General features: G+C 59.7%; 11 protein-coding genes. 2 read left to right on the plus strand and 9 right to left on the minus strand.

Features of this window, described 5'->3' with window-relative positions; genetic code table 11:
* Nucleotides 1–8: 8 nt before the first annotated feature.
* A complete protein-coding gene (locus tag AB4O11_RS07165; protein WP_027610485.1) occupies nt 9–416 on the minus strand; it encodes a flagellar basal body-associated protein FliL in 408 nt (135 codons plus the stop codon).
* A 150-nt stretch (nt 417–566) separates the two neighbouring features.
* Between AB4O11_RS07165 and AB4O11_RS07170 the strand changes: the two genes are divergently transcribed.
* Nucleotides 567–1,544, plus strand: coding sequence for an NADPH:quinone oxidoreductase family protein (locus AB4O11_RS07170; protein WP_460089219.1), 978 nt, complete (start codon nt 567–569; stop codon nt 1,542–1,544).
* A 6-nt stretch (nt 1,545–1,550) separates the two neighbouring features.
* Here AB4O11_RS07170 and AB4O11_RS07175 read toward each other — a convergent pair whose 3' ends face one another.
* Nucleotides 1,551–2,180: a flagellar basal body-associated protein FliL gene (locus AB4O11_RS07175; protein WP_116254274.1), complete on the minus strand. Its 630-nt coding sequence runs from the start codon at nt 2,178–2,180 to the stop codon at nt 1,551–1,553.
* A 224-nt stretch (nt 2,181–2,404) separates the two neighbouring features.
* On the opposite strand from AB4O11_RS07175, the gene glpT reads away from it, so the two are divergent.
* Entirely contained in the window at nt 2,405–3,754 is a 1,350-nt protein-coding gene (gene glpT / locus AB4O11_RS07180; protein ID WP_460130386.1) for a glycerol-3-phosphate transporter, read from the plus strand.
* Here glpT and AB4O11_RS07185 read toward each other — a convergent pair.
* From AB4O11_RS07185 to AB4O11_RS07215, 7 genes are all read right to left on the minus strand, one after another.
* The gene (locus AB4O11_RS07185; RefSeq protein ID WP_093429749.1) at nt 3,730–4,398 is read right to left on the minus strand and encodes a gamma-glutamylcyclotransferase; all 669 of its coding nucleotides are present in this window, start codon (nt 4,396–4,398) and stop codon (nt 3,730–3,732) included. The two genes, glpT and AB4O11_RS07185, sit on opposite strands and share 25 nt — an antisense overlap.
* A 196-nt stretch (nt 4,399–4,594) precedes the next feature.
* Nucleotides 4,595–5,563: a CDP-6-deoxy-delta-3,4-glucoseen reductase gene (locus tag AB4O11_RS07190; protein WP_095049381.1), complete on the minus strand. Its 969-nt coding sequence runs from the start codon at nt 5,561–5,563 to the stop codon at nt 4,595–4,597.
* Entirely contained in the window at nt 5,563–7,029 is a 1,467-nt protein-coding gene (gene ubiD / locus AB4O11_RS07195) for a 4-hydroxy-3-polyprenylbenzoate decarboxylase (protein ID WP_007911173.1), read from the minus strand. Before ubiD ends, AB4O11_RS07190 begins: the two co-directional genes overlap by 1 nt.
* A gap of 80 nt (nt 7,030–7,109) precedes the next feature.
* A complete protein-coding gene (locus AB4O11_RS07200) occupies nt 7,110–9,071 on the minus strand; it encodes an acyltransferase family protein (RefSeq protein WP_460130387.1) in 1,962 nt (653 codons plus the stop codon).
* A gap of 138 nt (nt 9,072–9,209) precedes the next feature.
* The gene (rho, locus tag AB4O11_RS07205) at nt 9,210–10,469 is read right to left on the minus strand and encodes a transcription termination factor Rho (protein WP_003229334.1); all 1,260 of its coding nucleotides are present in this window, start codon (nt 10,467–10,469) and stop codon (nt 9,210–9,212) included.
* Between the two features lie 249 nt (nt 10,470–10,718).
* Nucleotides 10,719–11,048, minus strand: a complete 330-nt coding sequence (trxA, locus tag AB4O11_RS07210; protein WP_003206727.1) for a thioredoxin TrxA — start codon at nt 11,046–11,048, stop codon at nt 10,719–10,721.
* 120 nt (nt 11,049–11,168) lie between these two features.
* A complete protein-coding gene (locus AB4O11_RS07215) occupies nt 11,169–11,876 on the minus strand; it encodes a FadR/GntR family transcriptional regulator (protein ID WP_093429746.1) in 708 nt (235 codons plus the stop codon).
* Nucleotides 11,877–12,070: the final 194 nt, after the last annotated feature.

The raw sequence follows: 12,070 nt of genomic DNA on the forward strand, positions 1-12,070 counted from the left end.
CAACGCACTTACTGAATGATCAGGTTGTTGAACAACAGATCCTCAACCACCGGCTTGCCGGTCTCGTCATTCATCACTTGCTGGGTCTGCTTCAACGCTTCCTGACGCAGCTTCTCTTTACCCTCGATGCTGCCCATCGCCTCGGTGGTCTGCTGGGTGAACAGTGCCACCAGCTGATTACGGATCAGCGGCTCGTTGGCCTTGACCAGTTTGGTCGCCTCCTCACCGGTCACGCGCAATGCCACATCGGCCTTGTAAACCTTGAGCTTCGGCGTGCCGTCCAGCCCGTAGTTGCCCACGAACGGCGGGCTCAGGGTGATGTAGTTGACCTTCGGCGCCTCGCCTTCTTTGGCTTCTTCGGCCAGCGCTGCCACAGGCAGAGACAGGGCCAGCAACAACATGATCCACGCTTTCACAATTCGCTCCTTATCCGGTTTGCGGCCTAGCATAACGACCCGCCACGCAAGCACAAGCTTATGGCTGACTATCAGGGCCGGGCATGCTCGTTGACCCGTTGACTGACACACCTACACTTATCGGCCATCACTCCCAAAGGAATAGCCCTGATGAAAGCCGTGCTGTGCAAAGCCTTCGGCCCTGCCGAATCGCTGGTGCTGGAAGACGTCGCCAGCCCTGTCGCGAAGAAGAACGAAATCCTCCTGGAGGTGCACGCCGCCGGGGTCAACTTCCCGGACACGCTGATCATCGAGGGCAAGTACCAGTTCAAGCCGCCCTTCCCGTTCTCGCCGGGTGGTGAAGCGGCTGGCGTGGTCACGGAGGTCGGGGAAAAGGTCAGCCACCTCAAGGTCGGTGACCGAGTCATGGCGCTGACCGGTTGGGGCAGCTTCGCTGAACAGGTCGCGGTGCCGGGCTACAACGTCCTGCCGATTCCGCCGTCGATGGATTTCAACACCGCCGCCGCGTTCAGCATGACTTACGGCACCTCGATGCACGCCCTCAAGCAACGCGCCAACCTGCAAGCGGGGGAAACCCTGCTGGTACTCGGTGCGTCCGGCGGCGTCGGTTTGGCGGCGGTGGAAATCGGTAAAGCCATGGGCGCCCGCGTCATTGCTGCCGCCAGCAGCGCGGAGAAGCTCGCCGTGGCCAAGGCTGCCGGCGCCGATGAGCTGATCAACTACAGCGAAACCAGCCTCAAGGACGAAATCAAACGCCTCACCGACGGCCAGGGCGCCGACGTGATCTACGACCCGGTCGGCGGTGATCTGTTCGACCAAGCCATCCGCGCCATCGCCTGGAATGGTCGCCTGCTGGTGGTGGGTTTTGCCAGCGGGCGCATCCCGGAGCTGCCGGTCAACCTTGCCCTGCTCAAGGGCGCGGCGGTGCTCGGCGTCTTCTGGGGCTCCTTCGCCCAGCGCCAGCCGCAGGACAACGCGGCGAACTTCCAGCAGTTATTCGGCTGGTTCGCCGAGGGCAAGTTGAAACCGCTGGTGTCGCAGGTCTATCCGCTGAGCAATGCGGCGCAGGCGATCAATGATCTTGGCCAGCGCAAGGCTGTCGGGAAGGTTGTGGTGAAGGTTCGCTGAGACTCTTCAACGACCGGGCGACGCCGCAATGTCGCCCGGCATCAGATGTTCCTGAACCTTTTCGCTCTGTGACCCAACCAGCTTTCCCTTGTCATCGAAGCGCAGAACGATCAGCCAGTCGTAAACATCCACCGGCCATTTCGGCTGGCCGATCAGTGCCGGACCATCGCCGCCGAAAGCGGCAATCAGTTTATTGATGTGGCCGTGATGCCAAGCGATCAGCACTGTTTTCGCCTGATTGTTCTTGCGCAGCAGGCTGACCAGTTTGTCGACGTCGTTATTGGCGTAGGGCTGCTCGATGGGCAATTGCAGGCGCTGGGACAGTGGAATCAGTGTCTGACGCGGTCGGATGCTTTCCGGGCTGTCGGCGGTAGCGATCAGACGCTGGGGCGTGAGTGTCTGGTCGTCCAGTTGCAACGAGGTGAAATAGTCCGCGTAGGCAGCGGCGCGCTGTTCGCCCCGGGCATTGAGTTCACGGCCGACTTCAGGCTTTTCCGCATGACGGACGATCAATACGGTGACATTGCGCAGGCCTGGCGCTGCAGAACCCTGTGCGAAGCTCAACACCAGTACTGAAGCAGTCACCGCAGCAACCATCAACAGTCTGGGCAATAGCCTGCGAACTTTCGGGGTCATCGTTTATCTCGCGAAATCAGTCGATCTGTAAATCGCGAGTCTAAGTCACAACGTCCCGAGCGCGACGAAAACGCCCTGTTCTTACAGCTGAGCGACAGGTTCGTAAAGGAACGCGCGACTTCCAACATTTTCCGCTATTTGCTCGATGCGAACCGGTGCTATTTTCGGTAACGAAACTGTAACATTCGCATCCGCAGTCAAAACAAGAAATCTGGAGCTCTTGAATGTTTGCTTTCTTTCGTCCTGCCGCACATCAGGCTCCATTGCCTGAAGAAAAAATAGACAGCACGTACCGACGCCTGCGCTGGCAGATCTTCGCCGGTATTTTCTTTGGCTACGCCGGTTATTACCTGCTGCGCAAAAACTTCTCGCTGGCCATGCCGTACCTGATCGACGAGGGCTACAGCCGTGGTGATCTGGGTCTGGCGATGTCGGCGATCGCCATTGCCTATGGCCTGTCGAAATTCCTCATGGGCCTGGTGTCCGACCGTTCCAACCCGCGCTACTTCCTGCCGTTCGGTCTGCTGGTCTCGGCCGGGGTGATGTTCATTTTCGGCTTCGCGCCTTGGGCAACGTCCAGCGTGACCATGATGTTCATCCTGCTGTTCATCAACGGCTGGGCCCAGGGCATGGGCTGGCCGCCAAGTGGGCGGACCATGGTGCACTGGTGGTCGCAGAAGGAACGCGGTGGCGTGGTATCCGTGTGGAACGTGGCGCATAACGTTGGCGGCGGCCTGATCGGCCCGCTGTTCCTGCTCGGCATGGGCTTGTTCAACGACTGGCACGCGGCGTTTTACGTGCCGGCAGCCGTGGCGCTGGGCGTGGCGGTATTTGCCTTGATCACCATGCGCGACACCCCGCAATCGGTCGGCCTGCCACCCATCGAGAAGTACAAGAACGATTACCCGGAAGGCTACGACGCCAGCCACGAAGACGAATTCAGTGCCAAGGAAATCTTCGTCAAATACGTGCTGCGCAACAAAATGCTCTGGTACATCGCCATGGCTAACGTCTTCGTTTACCTGCTGCGCTACGGCGTACTGGACTGGGCGCCGACCTACCTGAAAGAAGCCAAGGGTTTCACCGTCGATAAAACTTCGTGGGCTTACTTCTTCTACGAGTGGGCGGGCATTCCCGGCACGCTGCTGTGCGGCTGGATGTCGGACAAGATCTTCCGTGGCAACCGTGGCCTGACCGGTATGGTGTTCATGGCGCTGGTGACCGTGGCGACCCTGGTTTACTGGCTGAACCCGGCCGGTAACCCGACCGTCGACATGATCGCGCTGTTTTCGATCGGCTTCCTGATCTACGGCCCGGTGATGTTGATCGGTCTGCAGGCGCTGGAACTGGCGCCGAAGAAAGCCGCCGGCACGGCTGCGGGTTTCACCGGCCTGTTCGGCTATCTGGGTGGTTCGGTCGCGGCCAGTGCGGCGATGGGCTACACCGTTGACCACTTCGGCTGGGACGGCGGTTTCGTCCTGCTGGTGGGCGCTTGCCTGCTGGCGATGGCCTTCCTGGCCCCGACGCTATGGCACAAGCAAGTCGCCAGTCAGAGCCGCGAAGCAGTCGCTTGATCGCTTTGTGATTTACAGCGCTTGAGCCGCGCCTCCAGATTACGGTCTGGCATGGCGTGGCTGCGCAGGGCGTGGGCGGTCTGCTCGACATAATCGCGAGTGGTGCCGTAACGCCCGCAAGCGCTTGCGAACACCTGGCTCAGCACGTGATCCGGCAAGTTGCCGGCATAGCTGGGCAGGTGTCGCTCCAAAACGAATCCCAAGGCCTGCACCTGAGTGCCATCTTCGAGCCGGCAGTTGAGCCAGTGTGGCCGGTAGGACGGCACCGGCATCTCGCGTTTCCACAAGGCGTACAGCGCCGCGTCGAGATTATCTTCCGGCAAGCGATAGGCGAAGCCACTGCACGAACCGCCGCGATCCAGACCAAACACCAGACCGGGCATTTCCGGCGTGCCGCGATGCTCGTGCGACCACAGGTACAAACCGCGATGGTAACCATGCACGCGGCCGCGCACCCGCTCCACCGCCGAGCATTCAGGCCGCCAGATCAGTGAGCCATACGCGAACAGCCACACCGGCCCGCCCTTGTGGCGCGCCATGGTTGACTGCATGGAAGCGAGAAGTTGTTCGTGCGTCAGCTGCGGCCCAAGATCGAGCCGCGGAGGGTAATTCAAATTCAGAAAAGCGTTTTCAATGGCGCTCATGGCGAATAGCGTTCAGCTCCCCGCGGGTGAAGAATTACTTAATAGAACGCACCGCTGTAACAATAAGGCACATATGTTTTAAGGCAATTTGAGTGCCATGGCACGGTTCTTAATTGATTGCCTGATTGATATATAACCTAGCGGTATTTATGCGATTACATAAATACCGATCGGCTATATAGCGAGTTATAACGAATCAGGAGCGGGGGGCGTAAGCGAACACGTCGGCGCGCATTTGATGAGCGTCCATACCCGCTTCAACCAGAGCGTCCAGCGTGCCGTAGACCATGGCCGGCGAGCCGCTGGCGTAGACGTGCAGCGGTTTCAGATCCGGGAAATCTTCACAGACTGCCTCGTGCAGCATGCCGCAGCGCCCTTCCCAACCGCATTGATCGCTGACGACTTTATGCAGGAACAGATTGGGTAATTTCAGCCACTCGTCCCAATGTTCGATCTCATAGAAATCTTCCGGACGGCGCACGCCCCAGTACAGATGCACCGGGTGTTTGAAGCCTTTGGCGCGGCAGTGTTCGATCAGGGCGTGAATCTGGCCCATGCCGGTGCCGGCGGCAACCAGCACCAGCGGCCCGTCGGGCAGCTCGGCCAGATGCGTATCGCCGAACGGCAACTCGACCCGCACCATCGCATTGCGTTGCAGCTGTTCGATCAGGCTCAGTGCACTGGCTTCGCGCGCCAGCACATGGATTTCCAGATCACGCCCGCCGTGCGGTGCCGAGGCCATGGAGAACGCTGACTTCTCGCCGTTCTCGCGCTCGATCATCAAATATTGCCCGGCGTGATAACGCGGTGGCTTGCCCGCCGGAGCGCGCAGCCGCACACGCCAGGTGTCGCCACCGACGTCGCGGCACTCGATGACCTGACACGACAGGCTGCGCACCGGCAGTTCTCCCAGCGCGAGCACGCCATCCCACAGCAGGATGCAGTCTTCCAGCGGCTCGGCTATGCAAGTGTAGAACTCGCCGTGGTCGTGCACTTTGCCATCCTGCGCGACGCGGCCTTCAACCAGCAACGCCGCACACACATGACAATTACCGTTGCGGCAGCTTTGCGGGCATTCGTAGCCCAGACGCCGCGCGCCGTCGAGAATCCGCTCACCGGGCTGTATCTCAAGCACTGCTCCGGAGGGCTGCAGGGTTACACGCATCAATCTATTCCTAACTGATTCCAGATGGCATCGATCCGTTGGGTGACGGCGTCGTCCTTGACGATCACACGGCCCCACTCGCGAGTGGTTTCGCCCGGCCACTTGTGGGTGGCATCGAGGCCCATTTTCGAACCCAGGCCGGAGATCGGCGAGGCGAAGTCGAGGTAGTCGATCGGCGTGTTATCGATCATCACCGTGTCGCGCTTGGGATCCATGCGCGTAGTGATGGCCCAGATCACGTCGTTCCAGTCACGGGCATTGATATCGTCGTCAGTGACGATAACGAACTTGGTGTACATAAACTGTCGCAAAAACGACCAGACACCGAGCATCACGCGCTTGGCGTGCCCCGGATACGACTTCTTCATGGTCACGATGGCCATGCGATACGAGCAGCCTTCCGGCGGCAGGTAGAAGTCGGTGATTTCCGGGAACTGCTTCTGCAGTATCGGCACGAACACTTCATTCAGCGCCACACCGAGGATCGCCGGCTCATCTGGCGGACGGCCGGTGTAGGTACTGTGGTAGATCGGTTTGATCCGGTGGGTGATGCGCTCGACGGTGAACACCGGGAAGCTGTCGACTTCGTTGTAGTAACCGGTGTGGTCGCCGTAAGGACCTTCGTCAGCCATCTCGCCCGGGTGAATTACGCCTTCGAGGATGATTTCGGCGGTGGCCGGCACTTGCAGGTCGTTGCCACGGCACTTGACCAGTTCGGTGCGATTACCGCGCAACAGACCGGCGAAAGCGTATTCGGAGAGGCTGTCCGGCACTGGCGTCACCGCGCCGAGAATGGTCGCCGGATCCGCACCCAGGGCGACGGACACCGGGAACGGCTGGCCCGGATGCTTCTCGCACCACTCGCGGAAGTCGAGAGCGCCGCCACGGTGGCTGAGCCAACGCATGATCACCTTGTTGCGGCCGATCACTTGCTGACGATAGATGCCGAGGTTCTGACGATCCTTGTTCGGGCCTTTGGTGACGGTCAGACCCCAGGTGATCAGCGGGCCGACGTCGCCGGGCCAGCAGGTCTGCACCGGCAGCATCGCGAGGTCGACGTCGTCGCCTTCGATGACCACTTCCTGGCACACCGCGTCTTTGACGACTTTCGGCGCCATCGAGATGATCTTGCGGAAGATCGGCAGTTTCGACCATGCGTCTTTCAAGCCCTTCGGTGGCTCCGGCTCCTTGAGGAACGCCAGCAGCTTGCCGATTTCGCGCAGCTCGCTGACCGACTCGGCGCCCATGCCCATCGCCACCCGTTCAGGCGTGCCGAACAGGTTGCCGAGCACCGGGATGTCGTAGCCGGTGGGTTTCTCGAACAGCAGTGCCGGGCCCTTGGCCCGCAGTGTGCGATCGCACACCTCGGTCATTTCCAGCACCGGCGAGACGGGAATCTGGATGCGTTTCAACTCTCCGCGCTGCTCAAGCTGCTGCACGAAATCCCGAAGATCCTTGAATTTCATTGACGATGGCACCCTCAAAATAGGCGTACATCCTACCTGCTCTGACGGGCAAACAGCAGCCCGTCAGCGCCTGGCATCAATCAATTGTCGCTGGTGCCCAGCATCAATGGCGCAAACAACGGGCTCAGTCTGGCGCTGCCAACGTCCGAAAGATGATCGGCATCCTTGTATTGCGAGTGGCCATCGACATCAATGGCGCACAAGCCGTCCTTGCACATCAGCGAGGTCGGGTCGATAACATGCACGCCGGGATCCGCCGCACTCATCGAGCCGAACAGCTCGGTGAAAAACCGCTGGCGCGCCAGATGCTCGTTGAGCGGGCGACCGAGCCCTTGCGCCGAGCGCCCGATGCGCGCGAGGCTGGTCAGGCGGTCGATGTAGCTCTTGTGCTGCAGCGGCACTTCCTTGAACAGCCAGACTTGCACACCAGCCGCGCGCAGCTCAGCCACTTGCGCCTTGAGCCCGGCAGCCAGACGCTGTTCGGCTTGCGCCGGACTGTCCTTGCGCTCAAGCAGAAACTGTCTGTCGCCGTCGCCGTCTTCGCGACCATAAATGTACAGGCTCCAGTTCGCCGCCAGTACGACATCCTTGATACCTCGACTGAGCACCAGCGCCATGTTGCGTTTGTTGAAGTCCTGGCATTGAGGGCGCAGGCGGTCTTCGACAATCGGCGGGCAGGCCGTCAGGCTGTACAACCAGACCGGCTGCGCGTCGCGACCGAGAGTGCCGGCGATGGCCGGCAACAGTGCCGCCGTGTGACTGTCGCCCCAGAACATCTTGGTCGGAGCGACCTGTTCATCGCCGCCCAACCGACAGGCCTTGTCCAGCGTTTTGTCCGTGCTCAGCTGCATGCAATCCGCTTGCCCGGCCTTCCACTCCCGCGATTGCGCGTATTCCAGCGCCTTGCCGGTCAGACGCTGTGGCACACCGTCTGACGAGTTAATCACCGAGCCGGTAATCGCCAGCACGGTGATCGACAGCAAACCACCGACCAACATGGAATTCCGCTTGGCGAACACTCGTTTCTCACGAAAGGGCAGCTCGATATAACGCAGGCTCAACCACGCCAGGGCCAACGCCAGCGCCATCCAGCCAAGCGCCTCCAGCGGCTGGATGCCGTCGATGGAAATTGCATTGGCATACACATAAACCGGCCAGTGCCACAGATACAGGGAGTAGGACAGCAGGCCGACCCACACCAGAACGCGGACACTCAACAGACGGCTGGCCCACGTCGCACCTTGCGCGCCCGACCAGATCAACGCGGTAGTGCCCAATACCGGCAGCAATGCCGCCCAGCCCGGGAACACCGTGGACTTGTCAAAGGTGAATATCGCCAGCAGCACCGCCGCCAGTCCGGCCAGGCCCACCGACTGGCGCAGCCACGGCCGTGCGACGTGTTTCGACGCGGGCAGCACCGCCAGCATTGCTCCGCAGAGCAGCTCCCAGGCGCGGGTCGGCAGCGCGAAGAAGGCGAATTCAGGCCGGCGTTCGATATAAATGAGGTTCAGGCCAAACGACACCAACAGGACCGCGAACAGCATCCAGCGCCAATGACGGACATACCGCATCAGCAACACCATCATCAACGGGAAGAAGATGTAGTACTGCTCCTCCACCGCCAGCGACCAGGTATGCAGCAGCGGTTTGAGCTCCGACGCCGGCGCAAAGTAGCCGTCTTCACGCATGAACAGAATGTTGGAAATGAACAGCGACTGGTAACGAATCGTCCGCCCGAGTTCAGCCAGGTCTTTGGCCGTCAGCAACAGCCAGCCTAATGCCAGCGTCACGATAACCACGACGGTCAATGCCGGCAGGATACGCCGGGCACGACGGCCCCAGAAGTCCAGAAAACTGAAACGCTGAGCGCTGATTTCGCGGAACAGAATCGAGGTGATCAGGAAGCCGGAAATGACGAAGAACACATCAACGCCGACAAAACCACCGCTGAATGTAGTGAATCCGAAATGAAACAGTACGACGGGAATAACCGCCAGTGCCCGTAATCCGTCGATATCACGGCGATTGCCAAACGTGTGCATGAAAAAACCTTACCTGTTCTGGATACAAAATCCCTTGAAGGCGCGAAGTTATCAGCCGCGCAAACTTCAATCCAGATACAAATAATTCAAGGCAAAAAAAAGCGCCCTTTCGGACGCTTTTTTCAAACGGCTTGCGTATTACTTGCGCTTCATCGACAAGAAGAACTCGTCGTTGGTCTTGGTCGTTTTCAGTTTGTCGACCAGGAACTCGATGGCAGCCACTTCGTCCATCGGGTGCAGCAGCTTGCGCAGGATCCACATACGCTGCAGTTCGTCGTCGGCAGTCAGCAACTCTTCGCGGCGGGTGCCGGAGCGGTTGATGTTGATGGCCGGGAACACGCGCTTCTCGGCGATCTTGCGATCCAGAGGCAGTTCCATGTTGCCGGTACCCTTGAACTCTTCGTAGATCACTTCGTCCATCTTCGAGCCGGTTTCAACCAGCGCGGTGGCGATAATGGTCAGCGAGCCGCCTTCTTCGATGTTACGCGCGGCACCGAAGAAACGCTTTGGCTTCTCGAGGGCGTGGGCATCGACACCACCGGTCAATACCTTGCCGGAGCTCGGGATCACGGTGTTGTAGGCACGGGCCAGACGGGTGATGGAGTCGAGCAGGATCACCACGTCTTTCTTGTGTTCAACAAGGCGCTTGGCCTTCTCGATCACCATTTCAGCAACCTGCACGTGACGGGTCGGCGGCTCGTCGAAGGTCGAGGCAACCACTTCGCCACGCACGGTGCGCTGCATTTCGGTTACTTCTTCCGGACGTTCGTCGATCAGCAGCACGATCAGGTGAACTTCAGGGTTGTTACGGGCGATGTTCGCGGCGATGTTCTGCAGCATGATCGTTTTACCGGCTTTCGGCGGTGCAACGATCAGACCACGCTGGCCTTTGCCGATCGGGGCGCACAGGTCGATGACACGACCGGTCAAGTCTTCGGTGGAGCCGTTACCGGCTTCCATCTTCATGCGCACGGTCGGGAACAGCGGAGTCAGGTTCTCGAAGAGAATCTTGTTTTTCGCGTTCTCTGGACGATCGAAGTTGATCGTGTCGACCTTGAGCAGGGCGAAATACCGCTCGCCTTCCTTCGGAGGGCGAATCTTGCCAACGATGGTGTCACCGGTGCGCAAGTTGAAACGGCGGATCTGGCTCGGCGAGACGTAGATATCGTCCGGGCCGGCCAGGTAGGAAGCGTCAGCGGAGCGCAGGAAGCCGAAGCCGTCCTGGAGAATCTCCAGCACGCCATCACCGGAGATTTCCTCGCCGCTTTTCGCGTGCTTTTTCAGCAGGGAGAAAATCACGTCCTGCTTGCGCGAACGGGCCATATTTTCTATGCCCATCTGTTCGGCCAATTCGAGCAGTTCGGTAATCGGCTTTTGCTTGAGTTCAGTCAGATTCATATAGGAATGACGTAATCATTTATGGAGGGGGGAAATTAAGCTTTTGGCTTAATGAGGCCGCGCCGCGGAGAAGGCGACAGGATCGCGAACTAATTCGAAAAGGAGTGCGTCGGCGACGGCTAGCAGGGGGCAATGGAGAAACCAGTGCGGGGCCGAATGTACCACCTGAGTTTCGGAGCGTCTAGCCCTGAATACGCAAAAAGCCCCGCTAATTTGCGGGGCTTTTTTTCAGGCACTTTACAGCGACGCTTAGATGTTGGCGTCGAGGAAAGCCGCCAGTTGCGACTTCGACAGGGCGCCGACTTTGGTCGCTTCAACGTTGCCGTTCTTGAACAGCATCAGCGTCGGGATACCACGCACGCCGTGCTTGGCCGGGGTTTCCTGGTTTTCGTCGATGTTCAGTTTGGCAACGGTCAGCTTGCCTTTGTAAGTCTCGGCAATCTCGTCCAGAACCGGAGCGATCATTTTGCAAGGACCGCACCATTCAGCCCAGTAATCGACCAGGACAGCGCCTTCGGCCTTGAGTACGTCGGCTTCGAAGCTAGCGTCGCTAACGTGTTTGATAAGATCGCTGCTCATGGAATTCTCCAGGTTGTAAGCAAAAAAACGTGGCCCATCATAGCCGCCCTTCCCCTGTTCAGGAAGCCGCAGTTGATTGAGTCTTGCTATGGCACTCGATGAGTTTGGGTATAGCTCAAGTCACGTCGTGGCGGGGGCAATGAAAGCAATTCCGGTACGCAGGGCGGCGTTGCGCACGTGTTCCTGCATGGCTTTTTGCGCCGCACCCGATGCCCGGCGCGCGAGGGCGCGGAGGATCTTGCGGTGTTCCTGCCAGGTTTCCATGGCGCGTTCGGCACGGATGAACGGTAGTTTCTGGCTCTCCAGGAACATCTCGGCGCTGGCGGTAAGGATGCTCAGCATCGCCTGATTGCCGCTGGCCAAGAGGATTCGGCGGTGGAATTCGAAGTCGAGTTTCGCCGCCGCTTCAAAGTCACCGACCTTCAATTGGTCACGCATGGCCGCAACGTTGTCTTCGAGCGCATCCAGATCGAACGTGCTTAACGTGACCGCCGCCAGCCCTGCGGCGAAGCCTTCCAGCGCATAGCGCAATTGAAAGATGTCCAGCGGTGACGCTTGCGCCGCAAATGGCCAGCCCGGTGCCTGCGCACCACGCGGCAACTCTACGGGCGACTGCACGAACACGCCTTTGCCCGGCTGAATACTGACCACGCCCAGCGCACTCAGCGACGACAGCGCCTCACGCAACGATGCCCGGCTAACGCCCAGTTGTAGCGCCAGGTCCCGTTGCGACGGCAACGCATCGCCCGCACCGAAACCCTGCTCAGTGATCAGTTTGCGGATCGCTTGCAGCGCCACTTCGGGTACCGCACGGGAAATCGAGTTCATGGTTTTTCAGACGCGCCAGGCCAATGTGCGGCTAGTTGTAAAGCTATTCGCCGAGTCCGGCAAGTCGTGCCCCAGCAGGGTTCGGCAAACCACACCGGTGCGCCATGGCAGTGCGAAAAACAACCTGACTGTTCAGACCAGTAAGACCGAGCAAAGTCGCTGAAACTGCGGTCTGCGGGGGCGAAAACCACGTA

It is taken from the genome of Pseudomonas sp. H1_D05 (assembly GCF_054682705.1).